The organism is Methylobacter psychrophilus (genome assembly GCF_025583945.1).
Taxonomy (GTDB): domain Bacteria; phylum Pseudomonadota; class Gammaproteobacteria; order Methylococcales; family Methylomonadaceae; genus Methylobacter_C; species Methylobacter_C psychrophilus.
The window spans coordinates 35,906-54,680 of record NZ_JAOEGU010000020.1 but is presented as its reverse complement, the minus strand read 5'-3'; the positions used below and the strand labels follow the sequence as shown (position 1 = coordinate 54,680).

Here is an 18,775-nt window from a genome sequence, read left to right as displayed (position 1 = left end):
AGGAAAATTTCAAGATTATGGCCGATACCTTTCACATTGAAAAATCCGAACTTATTGCCAAGGCCCATCAACAGATGCAACAGGTACTGCCGGATAACTCATGGACTATTCGAGAAAAATTGGCGCTTACTTGTCGCATTCTTTTCGATGCGGGGCATGATTCCGGCTTGGCAGGACAAATCACCGCCAGAGCCGAGCATTCCGGCACCTATTACACGCAACAATTCGGCCTGGGTTTTGATGAAATTACACCGTCAAATCTGGTGCTGGTGGATGAGGATTTGAATGTCATTGGCGGCTCGGGCATGGCCAATCCGGCCAATCGTTTTCATAGCTGGGTCTATCGTGCACGTTCTGATGTTAATTGCATTATACACACGCATCCGTTACATATTGCGACCCTGTCCATGCTGGAAATACCGTTAGTGGTATCGCATATGGATATCTGTCCCTTGTTTGACGATTGCGCATTTTTGCAAGACTGGCCGGGCATACCGGTGGGCAATGAGGAAGGCGAAATTATCTCGGCTGCCCTTGGTGACAAACGTGCCTTGTTATTATCCCATCATGGTCAATTAGTCGTAGGCACAACCGTTGAAGAGGCTTGTATACTCGCCATACTTTTCGAGCGTGCCGCCAAAATGCAACTGCTTGCTTTGGCTTGTGGTGATATTAAACCCATCCCGCAAAAATTGGGCAGCGAGGCACATGACTGGATCTCCACCGAAAAACGTAACCAGACCACCTTTGCGTATTATGCCCGCCGCGCATTAAGGGCCCATCCTGATTGCCAAAATTAGGTGATATCCAAGAATTAATATACCCAAGTGACACAGGATTTTTGTTTATTTACAACGACTGTAAGGATGCAGGAGCTAGAGCAACGCAGGAGCAGTTGCCGAGGCGGAAAAATAGGCGCGTAGCTGGCTACGTAACTATTTTGACAACGTGGTAAATAAATAAAAAGACCAGCAAGCTGGGTATATTATTCGCAGGAAATCACCTTAAATGTTTCGATAAGTAATTTAGCCGACATTTACTCCGCGAGGTCATATTTACGGAGTTTATGCCGGTCATCTTTTTACCCACCACAAGGACTTAAATATCATGTCAAAAAATCTGTTCAGAGGTATCATCTCTTATCCAATTACACCTTTTCTTGCAGAAAATGGTGGGGTTGATATTAAAACGCTGGAGCAACTAATTGATCGTCTTATTGATGACGGCTCTCATGCAATTGCTCCACTAGGCAGCACCGGCGAGAGTGCATACCTGAATGATGAGGAATGGAATGCGGTGGCTGAAGCCTCGGTAAAACATGTCGCGAAACGCGTACCGACAGTGGTTGGCATATCCGATCTGACGACTCAAAACGCCGTGCGCAGGGCTAAGTTTGCCGAAAAAGCGGGGGCAGATGCAGTAATGGTTTTACCTGTTTCTTATTGGAAATTGACCGAACGGGAAATTTTTCAGCATTACGCAACTATCAGCGAAGCCATCAGTATTCCGGTGATGCTCTATAACAACCCGGCTACCAGTGGTCTGGATTTGTCGCCCGAGTTAATCGTGCGCATTATCAAGGAGATTGACAATGTGACGATGGTTAAGGAAAGCTCTGGCGATATTCAACGTATGCATCGAATAGCCCAACTTTCCAATGCAGAAATCCCTTTCTATAACGGTAGTAATCCTTTGGCACTGGAAGCTTTTGCCGCAGGTGCTGTCGGCTGGTGTACTGCAGCACCCAACCTTATTCCTGCCTGGCCGTTGAAGCTGTATGAGGCGAGTCTGGCTGGTGATTTAGGGCAGGCGCGCGAAGTCTTTTATAAACAGCTCCCCTTGCTGCAATTTATTCTTAAAGGTGGCCTACCTACGACGATCAAAGCCGGCCTGCAAGTACGCGGATTTGATGCCGGCGTTCCCCGTAAGCCTTTGTTGCCACTGGATTCTGCCGGTAAAAATGAATTAGCAGAATTGATTAAACAATTAAATGGCTAAAACTTACGCCAAGGATATTTATTCTTGGCGAATTTTTTGAGGATATGCTATTTATGGATTATTCAAAGAATCATTCACCCAACCTGAGAGGCCGATGATTAGTAGTGCTTGTCCACAGTATTTAGCAACAATTACCCCCCGCTGCTACCGACTCACCCTGCGGTCCCGCTGTACAATCAAATAAACCAAAGTGTGTGGTTTTGTCTCCCCATACTAAAAAATGTGGCGCGTAGCGGCTTTCCATCAGCATATCAGTAGAATTACCACAGATGCGCAAGGGACGTCCGGTTTCAAAATGATGATGGTCGTCCAAATCAAAAGCATGTAGATGTTCCGGTATCGTGCCGAGATAACAGGCCACTTGTCCATAATCTTCGCAGCGGTCTTCCAGCGGCATTTTGAAAGCACGCACGGTGACAGAGCGGAAATTCACCATACCGATTTTTGCTGCCACTTCCGGATCGTCCAGACTAATGGTGCTTTCCTTGGTTGTACGTATGTCGAGACAACCCAGATCAGTCAAGATACGGCGAAAGTCTTCCCAATACATGGCGCCACCCAGGCATTCGCCAAGCAGGACAGGATCATTACGTAAAGTCGCCGGAATACGACGGTCGGCAAATACATCCGAGAAATAAAGCTCGCCGCCGGGTTTAAGAACCCGAAAAATTTCCGCCATTACCTGTGCTTTCTCAGGAGATAAATTGATAACGCAATTGGATACCACTACGTCAATCGAATTATCCGCAATACCTAAAGTAGCCAGGTTTTCAATATGACCGTACAAAAATTCCACGTTGGAGTTTTTGTAGCCAAACCGTTCCGCATGCCAGCCGCGGTGGCGAGTGGCAATTTCTAATTGTTCCGGTGTCATATCCACGCCGATCACGCGCCCCTTTTCACCCACTAGTTTCGATAACAGGTAACAATCCCGTCCTGAACCACAGCCTAAATCCAATACGGTACAACCTGACAGAATCGGCGGTAAAGGTGAGCCGCATCCATAAAAACGTTCCACTACTTCAGGGTGTAGTTCGGCGAGCAGTATTTTCAGGTGAGCAGGGATCGAATCGATACTGCAACAGGCACTAGTTTTTAAATCGTTAGTGGATTGTAGTACTTTGCCATAGTAGTGCCGCACGGATTCACTGATTTCAATAATACTGCTCATATTGTGCCTCTTATTAAGTTATATAGGGTCATTGTAACCAGCAATGCCTAGCCTTGCCAGTTATTCAACAGGCATATCCAAGGGACGCAGAAAATAATAATATACCGCTTATAATTAAAGCTCTGATAGAGCGCCGTTGTAAATTATCGGCCAGTATTTTAAGAAATATCGCTTCCTTAATTGATGCTTAAAATTATCGCATCTACACAACATCAACTTCTATTTGCTGTTTCAATGGGTAAGGTAAAATAAAAAGTACTACCTTTCCCCAATTCACTATTGAAATACAAAGTACCTCCATAAGATTCAATAAGTGAGCGACTAATGGATAAACCCATACCAGTGCCGTTTATCTTGGTGGTGTAAAAAGGCGTCAATATTTTATATCGTTGGATTTCATCAATTCCCAAGCCATTATCTTTTACGCTAACCTGTATATCATTATTGGCGGCAAAGTGACTTCGAATGGTTATCTGACGTTGAATATTTTGGGGCAAATCTTGTAACGCTTCAACGCTGTTTTTGATCAGGTTTATGATGACTTGCTCAATTTGTATATGATCAACGAATACAGGACACAAATCATTTATTAGTTCAAAATTTAACTTCACGTTATTGTACTTAAGTTCTGTAATGCAGAAGTCTGAAGCGTCATAAATCAAGCGATTGATGTCAGTATTTAAATGATGGTTTGAATGTGACTTACCAAATTCCTTCATACGATGAATTATTTGTCCCGCTCTTAATGCCTGTTGCTGAGTTTTAGATAATATCTCCTTGATCTTTATCAGATCAGGATTTTCTATATTGAGAAGATTTATAATAACTTGCGTGTAGGTAGTAATAGCACACAGGGGTTGGTTGACTTCATGAGCAATGCCTGAGGCCATTTCCCCCATCAGTCCAAGGCGTGTGACATGGGCAAGCTTTTCAAGATGCAACCTCTCTTTATCGTCCGCCCGTTTACGCTCAGTGATGTCACGTGATGAGCAGAACAAAACTTTCTTGCCGCCTAGTTCAAGCGAAGAAATGTTAATTTCGACGTCGATAATAGCTCCATCTTTACGCCGGTGACTAGTCTCGATCAGTCTGTTAGCCTGCTTTGTGAGCTGATCCCGTACTATGGAGAGGCATTCGGCTTCGGTGAAACTGACATCCCATTGGGTTACGTTCATCCCGATAATTTCATCATGTCGGTAACCTAGCATTGCGCTAAAGGAATCACCGGCATCAATGATATTACCATCGGAGTCTAGGATATGAATGCCATCGCTGGCATTACGTAACAGAGCAATGTTTTTCTCAGCCTCAATTAGTAATGAATGCTCAGCTTGTATACGATCATTGATTTCCTGACGAAGAGATATTTCGGTCTCTTTCAGTCTTTTAATTACCACGGCCATATCTGCACGAGTAGCTTCATCACTATCGAGTAATTTTTCTATTTCATGCTCCAAATGTCTACTCGATGGATACACCTCGAATTCATCAAATGGATCACCTTTGGCAACAAAAGAAGTCTGGGTCGCCCAGCAGTTCTTTTGGAATAATTTTGAGCATATTCCTGAAAATTTGCCAGCAAGCATACCGCTACCCCAACAAACACCTATAGACGTCTGATACATCCCTTCCCAGTTGTTATACGCGCGAAAAATACAATGTTGACGTTTTAAATCGTAACTAATGACTTGCCAATCGCCCCAACCAGCCACGGCAGCAGTAACCTTAAATGCAGAAAAACCTTCATGAAAATCTTCAAAGCCAGAGATTAGGAGCCAATCGGATTCAACACTTTTCCTACCTTCGGACTGTAGGGATAGATTAAATCGTTCCGGTCCCACCATAGTGGCCATTCCTGTCATTAAACCAGCGAGAGTACTGTCTACCCACAGCATAGCTACAGGGATACCCTGGAATGTGCACTGCCCCTTTTTTATATCCCATTCAAGTTCGATTCCGTTGACGTTAATTTTTTCTTCATATGGCCCATGCTTCAGTCTGTCGGGAATAGATATGGTTTTTTCTTTTTTTTCGATTTTGTTAATATTGATCATAAATATTCTGAATAGACTTGAGTTTTCGTTGAGAAATGCTTAAACAATAAACCAGGTACCTAGTCAAGCTGATTTTGTTAGATACTATATCAGTAAATTCGAGTTTTTAATGCTAATTTTGCCAGAAATTACAAGACTGACAGTCTCTTAATATGTATCTACTCTTCAAGTATTGATTGGCATTTTATATCAATGACGATCCCTATTAGCATCACCTTTTTATTTAAAAAAGGGGACAGAGTAAAATGTAAAGCAGGCGGTTCTTAAGAAGTATCGATTACCTGATAAACCGAATGAAGGTTTTAAACGTGCGATAAATATAAAAAATCCACGACTAAATTCGACTTTAAAAGTGTAACTAAAGATAACAAAGTGCAATAATTTGAAAATGAAAATTGTGAGGTTGTTAATTAGTCAATTTTGCTATAATTGAAGCGTTTACAGGGCGCGTTGCTTATGTAATGAATCTAGGTTTCTTTGATATATGACACTATTTTCGTTTGATACCGAACGATTTTCAAAAAGCTGTTACTTTTTTTACAAAAACAGATGTTTTCTGGAAGTCCGGATCAAGTAGTAGTCCGGGGTGATAATATCGTGAAAGGCTTCCCTTATCTAAATCATCTGGGTGTATATTTTGCAATTTTTTGCTTATATAGTATAAATAACCAACTATAAAGAGTAATTAGTCATGACAACTAACAAAACGCCTTACAGCCTGATCGGCGGTGAACAGACTATCCTTGGTTTGGTTGACCGGTTTTACTTTTATATGGATACCCTGCCTGAAGCACAAGGTATACGCGAGATGCACCAAGCCAATCTTGCCTCAGCCAAGGATAAGCTGTTCAAGTTCTTGTCCGGTTGGCTGGGTGGCCCCAATTTGTTTATTGAAGAATTTGGTAACCCGATGCTACGTGCCCGTCATTTCCCGTTTACCATTGGCGAATCAGAGCGTGATCAGTGGCTGTTGTGCATGAATAAAGCACTGGCGGAAATGACTATGGACTTACAGCTAAGAACCACTATCCAAAATGCTTTGCAGCAACTGGCAACGCACATGATTAATCAAGAGCCTGCGACAAAATACTGAACCGGCGTTTCAAAATCGATTGACGAGCACAATTACTAACTATAGATTTTGGGATAATTAAATTCCACGCATATAGATACCATCCCTCGAAGGGATGTTATCTATATGAGTTTACAATGAGGTACATTGGAAATTTAATTTCTAAAAGTCTATAAATGGCTGGTCAATTTCTGAAAACGGTCATGTATAACGACTCATATAACCCGCGCCGATGAGCAGCGGGAAACAATCGCTCATCTGGCTGGCTAGACTTCCACCGGAGCATTTCTATTCTCAAGTGCCTGAACTTCAACACGAGCGCCCCATAGTTGGGAAAAAACTGTCTGCGCATTTTCCGGTGAGCCCGTGGTGAAGAATATTTCTCGGCCTGCACACTCATTTGGGTCGATGTTCATCTCACTACCCAGATGCCGCATGGTTTGGCGGGCAACGGCTGCTGATGATTCAATTATATGCACTCCCGGTCCAACAATGCTGCGTATCTCGGCTTCCAAAAAGACATAGTGCGTGCATCCGAGGACGAGGGTGTCAGCTCCTTGATCTATCAACGGGGAAACAAGCTTTCGAAGGTACTCGCGGGTAACCGCGGATGAGAGTTCGCCGCGCTCGACCAGTTCCACCAAGCCGGGGCAGGGTTGTAGGAGTATATTCACACCCTGGCCAAATTTCCTGCACAGCTTTGCTACAGCGAGACTCTCTAAGGTTCTTTCAGTAGCCAGAACGCCGATAATTCCGGTCTTTGTATGAGCGACCGCCGGTTTTATCGCGGGCTCCATCGCAACGATAGGGACGGTCAGTTGTGAACGAAGCTTTTCAACGGCTACCGCAGTCGCGGTATTACACGCCACGACAATGATCTGTGCCCCGGCGCCAACCAGGGAGCCTGCTATATGAGAGGCCCGACTTTCGATGAATTCTGTCGATCGGCTTCCATAGGGAGCATTACCTGAATCTGCTATGTAGATAAAATCAACTGTAGGGTGCTCTTTTCGAATTGCTTTGAGTACGGACAAGCCGCCGACACCGGAATCGAAAACCCCGACGGTTTGAACAGAAGCGGATAGATTAGTTATTGCTTTGATTCGTAGACCTAACAAGTTATTAAAAAAATTTTGCTAACATACCTACTTTATTGTTTTATTGTCAAGAATTACAGGTCAACGCCGGATTTTCCAAGCGGTGTAATCAATCTATAGACTTTCAGATAAATAATTTCAATGCTAACGGATACCATCCCTTCAAGGGATGTTATCCGTAAAGGCTCAAAATTTAATGTAGTGGAAATTTAATTTCTGAAAGTCTATATAAGTTTCCACTACACATCGCTGTGTACATAGAAATTATTTATCCGGGAATCTTTAGCTTGCCAATCTGGAAATTTCATTCCTGGCAGTCTATAGTTATTAGTAAAGACAGCACCAAAATGCTTTAACTTAGCAAAGGTACATTCATTTTGGATAAATACCATACTCCTACCGCGATAGTGTTTGAAGGGATTCAATCGCTTCGGGCTATTGCCGCGATATTTGTGTTACTCATGCATCTGACTTTTATAGAGCAAAAATATGGTGCTGGTAAGTCAATAATGCCGGAAGTGTTTCACTATGGGAGTATCGGGGTAGATATTTTTTTTGTGATTAGTGGCTTTATTATGGCTATGATCACTAAAAATTTATTCGGCACTTCTTGTGAATACAAATTTTTATATAAGCGATGTATCAGAATTTTCCCTATCTATTGGTTTTACTCTTTGTTGGTGCTGGGAGTTTTTCTTTTTAAACCAGAAATAGTTAACAGTACGCAAGGCAATCAAGTCAACATCATAAAATCTTTGCTATTACTGCCGGATAAAAACCTGCCGTTGTTAATGGTTGGGTGGTCGCTTATTTATGAGATTTATTTTTATTTTATAGTGACTTTAGCTCTGCGAACAGTCAAAGATACTCGTTACCCTTTATTTCTCATTATATGGGCTTTTGCTGTGGTTCTGATTTCTTGGGTATTTTCCGAATTTTCTTTGACGAAAGAAAGCCCATGGTTTAACGTCATGACAAGTCCGTTATGTCTTGAGTTTATTTCCGGAAGCTTTATTGCACTTTTTTATCATAGGGTAAAGCCAAGCTATGGAGTTATTTTTCTTGGCACAGGCACGTTAGTTATTTTAACTACCCCTGTTTATATGGTGAGTATATCGGTTCCTTATATTCCGGGAGGATGGGCTAACACGGCAATATTCGGTACCGGAGCTTTTTTACTGGTTTTGGGAACGGTTGTTTGCGAGCAAAAACTGAAGCTTGTTCTTCCAAAATGGTTAACCAAGATAGGCGATGCATCTTATTCTTTATACCTATCGCATATTTTAATCTTGTCTGCATTAGGTAGAGCTTGGTTATTATTACCATTTGGACATAGTGGGGGTGGCCATATTGTTGCTCTCGCCTTAATATTTTTCTTGGCCATTTTATGGGCATTAATTAGTTATAAACTTATTGAAATACCTATAATCGCATGGCTCAATAAAAAAGATTATCACTTTCCTTGGTCGATACGCCCATTTCTATCCAGGCTCTTACCTTGACTATTGAATGCTTGGCTAAATATAGATGGTTATATTTTTTGCTGTTTATTGACAGAAAAATTTTGTCAGTAAATAGTAATCAAAAGGCATCATCTTAGCCACCAGACTTAGTGATTTGTTTTTTATGGTCTTATCAAGCCGAAAAATAATAAAAAACCGATTGGTTTCTAAAAGTATGCAATACAAGACAATAATTTTTTTAGAAATAAAGGGGGAGTAAAGCAATTAAATCGAAACGTTGTAAATTCGCACTGGCTGCTTTGTTGATGCCGTTACTTTTGACTCCGGTCGCTCTGGAGAAAATAAGGTAATATATGACAGCAAATTTATCCAAGACACTTTTTACGGTTCAAGCTCTACGTGCACTGGCTTCTGGTGCTGTCCTCGCTTATCACGTCCTTTTTATGTTGGTCCATAATGGCGGTTATTCGTTTGTTGTTTCAGACATCGGTGCAATAGGCGTTGATTTATTTTTCGTTATAAGCGGCTTTATAATGATTTATACAACCTATAATTCATTTTGTCAGCCGAATGCTTCGGTAGCCTTTTTTCGCCGCAGAGCAATCCGAATTGTTCCTATATATTGGCTTTACACTACTGTAGTTGTCTTATTGCTGGCATTTGTTCCAGGATTGTTTTCCGAAACCAAATTTAACTGGCAGCACGTTATATCGTCCTATCTGTTTGTCTTGTCCAAAAATTCCACTGGTAATGTCGGTACTGTTATGCAAACGGGATGGACTTTATGTTACGAAGTTTATTTTTATCTGCTATTTGCAATACTCCTTAATTTTCCCCGAAAGTATTTTCTTATTATTTCCGGTACTGTGTTTATGGGGGGCATCATTCTTGGCTCAATAAATGAGTTGCCGCCTTGGGCGACGGTGGTAGTAAACCCAATCCTGTTTGAGTTTTATTTCGGGACAGTCATTGCCTTTTTGTTGATTAATGGCTTTTTTTTACCACGAGCGCTCGCTATTGCCGCGATAATTCTTGGTATTGTAATTATCATCATAACCAGAGATGAAGATATCGGTAAATGGACGCGTGTCATCTTTTATGGTCTCCCCGGTGGTATTTTACTACTGGGCACTATTTCACTGGAGAATGCCGGAATGAAAGTCTCACGGCTATTTGTCGCTCTTGGCGACAGTTCTTACAGCCTCTATCTCGTTCATCCTTTCATTGTTCCTGCATTGGGCAAGCTGTGGGTAAAACTACATCTTTCTGAGTGGATGTCCCCGGTAATGCTTTTCCTGGTTGCTTTCAGTTGTTCCTTGGGGGCTGGTCATGCGTTATATCTCTTAATCGAGAAACCGATCACACTTTGGTTGTCGCGGACATGGAAAAACGTGGCGAGCTACAATCCATAAACTGCAATTGTTTATTACCGTATTTTAAAGGTGGAGTAGGGTTGTCTTGGTTTAAAAGCCAATTTTGCTGATGGCTGTAGGTTGATTACAAATATTCAAAAACATCTATAGATGTCATTAGTGATTTCCTTAGAATAATATACTCGGCTTGCCGGTCTTTTTAATCGTTTACTGCATGGTAAAAAAAGCTTTTTCGCAGTAGGTTTTCTATTCTCGGACAGCTGTTCCTGCGTTTTTTAAGGAGCTTACTGTTGTTAAAAACAGGCAAAATATTGGTAGACCGGAACCGGGGAAAAGCATGAGCGGCGAGTTTGGAGTAACATACCGGGATTAATATTAATAATCCCGGTATGTTAAATTGTGCAGGTTATTTAAACAGTTTCTTGTTCAGTTTCATTGGCGCGGTCAACTGACCATAATTTTTCCAGTTGATAAAAGCCACGGGCTTGGGCGGTCATGGCATGAACAATTACGTCACCCAAATCCAACAGTACCCAGTCTGAACCCAAATCACCTTCAATACCCAAGGGTTTAAAGCCGTCTTCCTTGGCTTTTTCTACAACGTAATCGCATAAAGCTTTCAAATGACGGTCAGACGTTCCTGTGACTACCACCATGTAATCAGTAAAGCTGGTTTTTCCCCGGACATCCAATGTTGTTATATTCTGTCCTTTACGTTCATCCAAAACATCTTGGACAATTTTCAATAAATCTTCTACTACTTGCATTAAAATTCCTAGTATAAATGAAGAGACTAAGGTCTCTGGTAAAGCTTGTGTTGCCTGATATAGGCAATAACATTATCGGGTAATAAAAAGCCCGGATTTTGTTGTTCTGCAATTTTGTTTCTGATAGCCGTTGCCGAAATATCCAGTTGCGTGACTTGCTGAAAGTATAACTTACCCGCACCGGTGTTTGCCAATTCTGTTATCCCGGTAGCCAGTCGGCTGTTAAAAAAATCATCGAGATTCTGTAGGGTAAAGCCCGGTCGGGTCATCACGACAATATGCGCAAAAGTAAATAAATGCGGCCATTGGTGCCATGTTTTTAACTGATTAAAGGCATCACTGCCGATAAACAACACTAACGTTTCGTTGGTTAATTCTTGTCGCAAAGACCGTAAGGTATCCACCATATAAGATGGACCCTCCCGGTTGAGTTCGCGGGTATCAATAACCAGGCCCGGTTGATCTTTTATGGCCAGTTCCAACATGTGTAAGCGCATTAGTGCGCTTGCAGCAGGTTGTTCCCGATGCGGTGGTTGGGCGCTGGGGATTAAGCGAACTTCGGTTAAGCCAAAAATTTCCTTAACTTCAAGGGCTGAACGCAAATGTCCATAATGAACGGGATCAAAAGTACCGCCAAAAATACCGATCATTGTGTAAAAAGCAGTTTGTCCACGAAAGGCGCGAAAATAGTCAAAGGAATAGGCAGTGATAAGTCATTGTTACAAGGACAGGTGACTGTGCAATAAGACCTGTTGATTTTTTTATTTCGTGTCTAAATGATGTTTCAAGATCGGATATGGCCATCACCCAAAACAATATACTTTAATGACGTAAGACCTTTTAAACCGACGGGGCCACGTGCATGCAACTTATCGGTACTAATACCAATTTCTGCACCCAAGCCGTATTCAAAGCCATCGGCAAAACGGGTTGAAGCGTTAACCATTACCGAGCTTGAATCCACTTCGCGCAGAAAGCGTCTTGCCAGCGTGTAGTCTTCAGTGACAATGGCTTCGGTATGGCTGGAGCTGTATTGGTTAATATGCTCCATCGCTTCATCAATACCCTGCACAATTTTGATTGATAAAATGGGGGCCAGATATTCGGTGTGCCAGTCTTCTTCTGTGGCTCTTGAGCACTGTGGAATTAAGGAGCAGGTTTTAAGACAACCGCGTAATTCAACACCTTTTTCAAGATAGATTTCAGCCAATAAAGGTAATACTTTTGCAGCAATACTTTCGGCAACCAGCAACGTTTCCATGGCATTACAGACGCCATAACGATGGGTTTTGGCATTGACGGCAATCTTGACGGCTTTGGCAATATCGGCTTTATCATCGATATAAACATGGCAAATACCATCAAGATGCTTGATCACCGGAATGGTCGCGTCTCGAGAAATACGTTCGGTCAAGCTTTTGCCGCCGCGTGGCACAATAACATCCACATATTGCTTCATGGTAATGAGTTCGCCCACCACCGCACGATCTGCGGTTGCTACAATCTGCACGGCTTGAGGAGGTAAGCCGGCAGCTTCAAGTCCTTTGGTAATGCAGATGGCAATGGCTTGATTGGAATGCAAAGCTTCAGAACCGCCCCGTAAAATACAGGCATTGCCGGATTTAAGGCACAAGGCAGCGGCATCGATAGTCACATTGGGACGGGATTCATAAATAATACCAATCACCCCTAAAGGGACGCGCATTTGCCCGACTTGTATGCCGCTAGGTCGATAACTTAAGTCGCTGATTTCGCCGACTGGATCAGGTAACGCAGCGACTTGTTTCAAGCCTTCAACCATCGCTTGAATGCTGGCGGAAGTTAAGGCCAGCCTGTCCAGCAAAGCAGCATCCAGGCCATTTTGCTTACCGGCCGCCAAATCTTTTTGATTTTCAGTGATCAGTAGGTCATGGTTGCTTTCAAGTGCCTCGGCAATTTTTAATAAGGCCAAGTTTTTTTTGCCTGACTCAGCCCGGCTGATTTCCCTTCCAGCCTTTCTGGCTTGCAGGCCAAGGCCTTGCATATATGCTTTAATATCCACGGCGTTCTCATTGGCTGGAATAATTTAGCCGCTTATTATATAGGTTAAAACAGGTTATTAACAGGTTTTAAATCAATCAACTAACGGATAATAAAAGGATTTATGTTGGTTGCTTAGATTACTTGTGCTGGTTGGGATATAGTATTGATTTATTAAACTTGATTAACGAGAATATAATTTCGGACAGGATTTACAAGGCAAGCTGTTTTTATTAATCTTAATTTGACGAGGAATACGATGATGAAATCTTACACATTACTATGGGCAGGGCTTTTGTTTTTTTCTACAACAGCGTCAGCACTTGAAAAAGTTAACCCCAAACAGGTTGATGAAGTACAGCAACGCACCCGGCAAGTGGTGCCTTATGCGCTGGATAAAACGACTATGACGTTTACCAAAACTGTCCATGGCGGCGTTCAGCATGTGGTTGCAAAATCGGCTGACAACACCCGGCAGATAAAATTGATTCAGGAAAATCTGCTTAAAATGGCCAATGATTTCAGAAAAGGTGATTTTTCTGTTACTGAACATATTCATGGCACTATTATGCCTGGCCTTACGCAGTTAAAAAAAGCCGAAACTGACGACATTAAATATCAATATGAAGCTTTGCCAAATGGTGCGCAGATTCATTATTCAACTGAATATCCGCAGTATGTTCAAGCGCTGCATGAATGGTTTGATGCCCAGATGAGTGAGCATGGCAACGAAGCCATACCTGAACATAGTCGGCACCATTCAACACCGGCAGAATAATTCAATAATGGCCGTGCGTACAACAGGCAGGCAAGCTTGACAGTCGGGTCGCTGGTAACCCGTCGTATTGGCCATTTATAATGACGGGTTACGACTATTACTTTATTTATGTATTTTAAAAAATACTCTGAGCGTTATGTTTAATTATTCATTACCATTATTTTTTACCCATATAGGTTCAGCAAGTCCGCTAGAGTTGCTGATTATTTTTTTTGGCCTGTTTGTGGTGCTGTTTATAAGCTCACCGCCAGCCAGTGAAGATTTTCAGAAGCAGGCTAACAGCTATTTATTTTCTGCATGGGCTGGTCGTGTGGCGTTAGGATGGGTGTTTTGGCCTTTTTTCCTCATTTTAAACAGTAGCTTGTATGCAGCAGATACCTTGGCAAAAATCGGTATGTTAACGGTATCCAGTTGGGATGATGTGCATTTGATGCTGTTACTGCCGATTGTTTGGTGGGTTGTCGCTATTTGGCGTTGTTCAGTCAATACGCATTTACGCGTTTGGATGGCGTGTGCACGATTGCTGACACTGGCGGTGTTTTTTGAATATGGATTGAAATTGCTGATACGTATCGATTATCCACGTATCTTTTTTGGCTGTGAGGAGTTGTTGCTGGATTATGGTAGCTGTTTTTAAGTAGCAACTTACTTTTTTAAATTAATTATTAGATCACTTAAGGTCTTTGCGATGGCTTTTGCTGTCGGCAGGATATAAAAAATTATTTTATGTGCAAAAATAAACTATTGTGAGCATAGGGTTTTCAATGCCTTGAAATCACGTATTATTTCTTCGTATTTATCGATATATTTTGCGTGAAACAGACTCTTTAAAGAATTATTTTAGACTGCTTTATCTGCTTCTGTTGCTGTTAAGTATGAAATATTGGTTATTCAGGTAAAATGTGCGGTTACGCGTCAGTCATTATGGCTGATGTGATGACTGTTTAATTCGGTATATGGTTAATGAAAATACTAATTCTTGGCGCTGGCGTCACTGGTTCATCTGTTGCGGCAGCTTTAGCGAAAGAAGAAAACGATATTGTTGTTATTGATTTTAAGCAGGACCTCCTCGATGCTTTAAAAGAACGTTTTGATATTGCCACGGTCACCGGTAATGCCGCCCATCCCACTGTGCTGGAACAGGCTGGCGTATACCATACTGATATGGTGATAGCGGTTACTGATAGTGATGAAACCAACATGTTGGCCTGCATGATTATCAACACACTTTACAGTCGCCCGAAAACAATTGCCCGGGTGCGTGCCATTGAATATCTGAAAAATCCCAAATTATTTGGCCCGAACGGTATTCCTGTCGATATTGTTATCAGTCCGGAACAAATTGTTATGGAGTCGATTCGTAATTTAATTGAGTTTCCGGGGGTTTTACATATATCCGATTTTGCCGGCGGTCTGGTACGACTATTTTCTGTTAAAGTAGGTGCTGAGGGCGTTTTAACGGGTAAAAAAATTAAAACCCTAAAAGAGCGTCTGTCTGATGGTAAAACCCGTGTGGTGGCTATTTTTAGGCAAGGCAAGCCGGTCTGCGTTAGCGGCGATGCAACCATAGAAACGGATGATGAAGTTTTTTTGGTTGCACCCCGTAAAGAAGTACGCAAGGTATTGAAAGAACTGAACAAGCTGGAGGCACCATTAAAGCGTATTATTATTGCTGGTGGCGGGCATGTCGGTAAACGTCTGGCGCTTGCCCTGGAAGATAATCACCAGGTAAAAATTATTGAAAAAAATCCCCAGCGCGCCCATAAAATCGCTAATGATCTTCGCAAAGCTGTCGTACTTTTGGGTGATTGTTCTGATGAGTCACTATTAGTAGGCGAATCTATTGAGAGTGCTGATTTGTTTTGTGCCATTACCGATAATGATGGCGTCAATATTATTTCCGCTTCTTTGGCAAAAAGCTTGGGCGCGCGAAAAATTATCTGTCTGCTTAATCATACGTCATACACTAAATTATTGCCGGGTACCGGTATTGATGTCACTGTCTTACCCAACCAGGAAACGCTGGGCAGTATTTTAAAGCATGTGCGACGCGGTGATGTCGTGCAGGTTAGTTCTCTTTGTGGTGGCGCCGCTGAAGCCATTGAAGCTATTGCTCATGATAATGACAATGATGATTCTGTCGTTGGTCGCCGCGTGGATACCATTAATTTCCCGGAAGGCATTGTTATGGGTGCTTTGATTCGTAATAATGAAGTTATTTCCATCCATCACGATACCGTTTTTAAAGAAGGCGATCACGTTGTTATGTTTGCGATGGATAAAAGACTGGTTAGTAATATCGAAAAATTTTTTCAACCCCTTTCAAAAATATAACCAGGGCTTAATAAGTCCGGTTTAAGATAGACAAGCATGATACCTGTGTTTTTTAAGCCTTTGGTTTTTTGATATTACATAAACTTTAACGATTCCATGAAATCCATTTTTACCATCGTCCATATTTTCGGCCTAGTCACTATGGGCTTTAGTGGCCTGATGAGTACTTGTCTGATCACCTCAAAAATAGCCGATGATGGAGCTACTACCGCTTTTTATCAAGGTACGTTGATTACTTTTCTGTTTGGTGCTTTGATGTTTATTCCGACATTACGTATGCCCAAAAAAGTATCCCGACAAGCGGGTTTTTTGCTGGTAGCAAGCACTTGGTCATTAACACCGGTATTTTGTACTCTCCCTCTAATGATTTATATGCCGGGACTGAGCTTTATTGACGCTTATTTTGAGACGGTTTCCGGTCTTACCACGACGGGTGCAACCATATTTTCCGGTATTGATGCTTTACCGATGTCGATTAACCTCTGGCGACATGAATTGTGTTGGATTGCGGGAATGGGGATTATTATTTTTGCCGTCGCTATTTTACCTATCTTGGGTATTGGTGGTATGCAGTTATATAAAGCGGAGTCGCCGGGCACTGTTAAGGAATCAGACTTACCACCACGTATAGCGCAAACCGCAAAAGCCTTATGGATGGTTTATGCCGGTATTACAGTGGCTTGTATGATTGCTTTACGCCTGGCTGGTATGGATTGGTTCGATGCAATTTGCCATGCCTTTGCTGCGATGAGCTTAAGCGGATTTTCTACTCATGATGCCAGCATCGGATATTTTAATTCATTGTCAATTGAAATAGTCCTCACTATTTTTCAATTATTAGCGGCTATGAATTTTGCCACTCATTTTGTCGCACTTCGCAAGCAATCACTCAAACCTTACATAGATGACCGGGAGGCTCGAGCTTTTCTGGTTTTAGTTTTGGGAAGTTGTATTTTAGCTACGTTGATATTGTGGCATGCAGGAACTTATCCTGATTTTTTTACCGCTTTGCGTTATGCAACCTTTAATTTGGTAACTATTGCTACGGATTGTGGTTTTTCTAACCAGGATTTCAATAAGTGGCCTATTTTTGTGCCCATGTGGATGTTGTTTTTAAGTTGTCTTTCAGCCTCTTCCGGTTCTACCGGGGGCGGTATCCGGATGATCAGAACCATTATTTTAATGAAGCAGGCACGTCTGGAGATGTTTAAATTTATTCATCCTTTTGCGGTCAGGCCCTTAAAGATAGGGGAGATGATAGTTAGTAATAATATTATTAACTCAGTGACCGGATTTATTTTCCTGTATTTTATTAGTATTGTCATCCTGGTCTTTACGTTGCTATTAAGCGGATTGGATTTTATGACAGCTCTTTCTGCAATCATCGCCTGCTTTAACAATGCAGGTCCCGGATTAAACGAAGTAGGTCCTGCGTCTAATTACGCGAGTCTAAGTGATTTTCAAAAAGCCGTATGTGCCTTTGCCATGCTGTTAGGTCGGGTACAAATATTCTCCATTGTTATTTTATTCGTGCCGGAATTTTGGAGAAAGTAACTACGTACTTTATTGCGTCTATGGTTATTTACTGAAGAGATTTTCACCACGAACGACTGCATGGACAGATATTTGCTCTTGCAAACTCTGCATTCACCACATCCTTGTGGATTATGCAGGAGGTAGAGCACCAAAAGTAGGCGCTTTAGGCGACGCAGGGAGCGGTTGCCGAGACACGAAGGACACGAAGAAAGAAAATTTTATCTTCCTTCGGGTTTTGCGGCGAACAAACTATTTTTAATGCCCCCGGTGATTAATGAAAAGCTACCCTGAATCTTCACGGTTATTTTTTGCTTTATGGCCCGATGATCGAATCAGGCTGAAATTACTGTACTTGAATCAGTCTTTGGAAGTGCAAGGATTTAAGCCGGTACAGCCACATAATCTCCATACAACATTGGTGTTTTTAGGATTAATTGATATCGCTTCTGAATTATTAATTAAACACGGTGTTATCACTATTTCTGCAAAACCTTTTGTGTTGACGTTTGACCAGTTAAGTTATTGGAGTAAACCTAAGGTGTTATGCCTTACCTGTTCGCACATACCCGATGAGATTGAAAAATTGGTAACTGCGTTGAACAGGGAGGTTGCCAGTTGCGGATTGCAAACTGAAACTCGGCCTTATATGCCGCATATTACTTTGGCGAGACATGCCGGGTATTTACCTGATGTAGAATTTGAGCCAATTGTTTGGTACGCCGAAGCATTTTGTCTGGTAGAGTCATGTAGTGAGTCGGGCGGCGTAAATTACAAAGTGAGGCAGCAATGGCCTTTTATCAAACCTGCTAATTAAGTGACATACCCATAGTACACGAAAATATTCAAAAGAACTTTCTGTCTATATATTTTCAGAAATTAAACTTCCAATTCATGTTGCTGTAAATTCATACAGATAACATCCCTTGAAGGGATGGTATCTGTTGGCATCGAAATTACTTATCTTTCTTCGTGTCTCGGCAACTGCTCCCTGCGTCGCCTAAAGCGCCTACTTTTGGTGCTCTACCTCCTACATAATCTACAAGGATGTGGTGAATGCAGAGTTTGCAGGAGAAAATATCTGTCCTTGCAGTCGTTCGTGGTGAATATTTTTGG

16 protein-coding genes are annotated in these 18,775 nt (G+C 42.0%); 10 read left to right on the top strand and 6 right to left on the bottom strand.

Features of this window, described 5'->3' with window-relative positions; all coding sequences use genetic code 11:
* Positions 1 to 17 precede the first annotated feature (17 nt).
* Both N7974_RS11250 and N7974_RS11245 read left to right on the top strand, forming a co-directional pair.
* Positions 18 to 800 carry an aldolase gene (locus N7974_RS11250; RefSeq protein WP_262965709.1) on the top strand — a complete coding sequence of 261 codons (783 nt, stop codon included), beginning with the start codon at positions 18 to 20 and terminating at the stop codon, positions 798 to 800.
* Positions 801 to 1,107: 307 nt separating this feature from the next.
* A complete protein-coding gene (locus N7974_RS11245; RefSeq protein ID WP_262965708.1) occupies positions 1,108 to 1,998 on the top strand; it encodes a dihydrodipicolinate synthase family protein in 891 nt (296 codons plus the stop codon).
* Positions 1,999 to 2,119: 121 nt separating this feature from the next.
* Here the strand turns inward: N7974_RS11245 and N7974_RS11240 are convergent, their stop codons facing one another.
* Together N7974_RS11240 and N7974_RS11235 are read right to left on the bottom strand one after the other, a co-directional pair.
* The gene (locus tag N7974_RS11240; protein ID WP_262965707.1) at positions 2,120 to 3,169 is read right to left on the bottom strand and encodes a methyltransferase domain-containing protein; all 1,050 of its coding nucleotides are present in this window, start codon (positions 3,167 to 3,169) and stop codon (positions 2,120 to 2,122) included.
* Positions 3,170 to 3,381: 212 nt separating this feature from the next.
* Positions 3,382 to 5,223 carry an ATP-binding protein gene (locus N7974_RS11235; RefSeq protein ID WP_262965706.1) on the bottom strand — a complete coding sequence of 614 codons (1,842 nt, stop codon included), beginning with the start codon at positions 5,221 to 5,223 and terminating at the stop codon, positions 3,382 to 3,384.
* A gap of 691 nt (positions 5,224 to 5,914) precedes the next feature.
* Between N7974_RS11235 and N7974_RS11230 the strand changes: the two genes are divergently transcribed.
* Positions 5,915 to 6,316 carry a group II truncated hemoglobin gene (locus N7974_RS11230; RefSeq protein WP_262965705.1) on the top strand — a complete coding sequence of 134 codons (402 nt, stop codon included), beginning with the start codon at positions 5,915 to 5,917 and terminating at the stop codon, positions 6,314 to 6,316.
* A 245-nt stretch (positions 6,317 to 6,561) separates the two neighbouring features.
* Here the strand turns inward: N7974_RS11230 and murI are convergent, their stop codons facing one another.
* Entirely contained in the window at positions 6,562 to 7,413 is an 852-nt protein-coding gene (gene murI, locus N7974_RS11225; RefSeq protein WP_262965704.1) for a glutamate racemase, read from the bottom strand.
* Positions 7,414 to 7,769: 356 nt separating this feature from the next.
* On the opposite strand from murI, the gene N7974_RS11220 reads away from it, so the two are divergent.
* Complete coding sequence (locus N7974_RS11220) at positions 7,770 to 8,894, top strand: acyltransferase family protein (RefSeq protein WP_262965703.1); 1,125 nt, start codon at positions 7,770 to 7,772, stop codon at positions 8,892 to 8,894.
* A 314-nt stretch (positions 8,895 to 9,208) separates the two neighbouring features.
* Entirely contained in the window at positions 9,209 to 10,267 is a 1,059-nt protein-coding gene (locus tag N7974_RS11215) for an acyltransferase family protein (protein ID WP_262965702.1), read from the top strand.
* Positions 10,268 to 10,638: 371 nt separating this feature from the next.
* Here N7974_RS11215 and rsfS read toward each other — a convergent pair whose 3' ends face one another.
* The 3 genes from rsfS to N7974_RS11200 form a co-directional block, all read right to left on the bottom strand.
* The gene (rsfS, locus tag N7974_RS11210; protein ID WP_262965701.1) at positions 10,639 to 10,995 is read right to left on the bottom strand and encodes a ribosome silencing factor; all 357 of its coding nucleotides are present in this window, start codon (positions 10,993 to 10,995) and stop codon (positions 10,639 to 10,641) included.
* Between the two features lie 26 nt (positions 10,996 to 11,021).
* Positions 11,022 to 11,645 carry a nicotinate-nucleotide adenylyltransferase gene (gene nadD, locus N7974_RS11205; RefSeq protein WP_262965700.1) on the bottom strand — a complete coding sequence of 208 codons (624 nt, stop codon included), beginning with the start codon at positions 11,643 to 11,645 and terminating at the stop codon, positions 11,022 to 11,024.
* 134 nt (positions 11,646 to 11,779) lie between these two features.
* The gene (locus N7974_RS11200; protein WP_262965722.1) at positions 11,780 to 13,018 is read right to left on the bottom strand and encodes a glutamate-5-semialdehyde dehydrogenase; all 1,239 of its coding nucleotides are present in this window, start codon (positions 13,016 to 13,018) and stop codon (positions 11,780 to 11,782) included.
* 255 nt (positions 13,019 to 13,273) lie between these two features.
* Here N7974_RS11200 and N7974_RS11195 point away from each other — a divergent pair, with 255 nt between their 5' ends.
* From N7974_RS11195 to thpR, 5 genes are all read left to right on the top strand, one after another.
* Complete coding sequence (locus N7974_RS11195) at positions 13,274 to 13,792, top strand: aspartate carbamoyltransferase (protein WP_262965699.1); 519 nt, start codon at positions 13,274 to 13,276, stop codon at positions 13,790 to 13,792.
* Positions 13,793 to 13,928: 136 nt separating this feature from the next.
* A complete protein-coding gene (locus N7974_RS11190; RefSeq protein ID WP_262965698.1) occupies positions 13,929 to 14,429 on the top strand; it encodes a hypothetical protein in 501 nt (166 codons plus the stop codon).
* Positions 14,430 to 14,755: 326 nt separating this feature from the next.
* On the top strand, positions 14,756 to 16,126 hold the full coding sequence (trkA, locus tag N7974_RS11185) for a Trk system potassium transporter TrkA (protein ID WP_262965697.1): 1,371 nt from the start codon (positions 14,756 to 14,758) through the stop codon (positions 16,124 to 16,126).
* A 96-nt stretch (positions 16,127 to 16,222) separates the two neighbouring features.
* Complete coding sequence (locus tag N7974_RS11180) at positions 16,223 to 17,680, top strand: TrkH family potassium uptake protein (RefSeq protein WP_262965696.1); 1,458 nt, start codon at positions 16,223 to 16,225, stop codon at positions 17,678 to 17,680.
* A gap of 256 nt (positions 17,681 to 17,936) precedes the next feature.
* Positions 17,937 to 18,476: an RNA 2',3'-cyclic phosphodiesterase gene (gene thpR / locus N7974_RS11175; RefSeq protein ID WP_262965695.1), complete on the top strand. Its 540-nt coding sequence runs from the start codon at positions 17,937 to 17,939 to the stop codon at positions 18,474 to 18,476.
* The last annotated feature ends 299 nt before the right edge of the window (positions 18,477 to 18,775 follow it).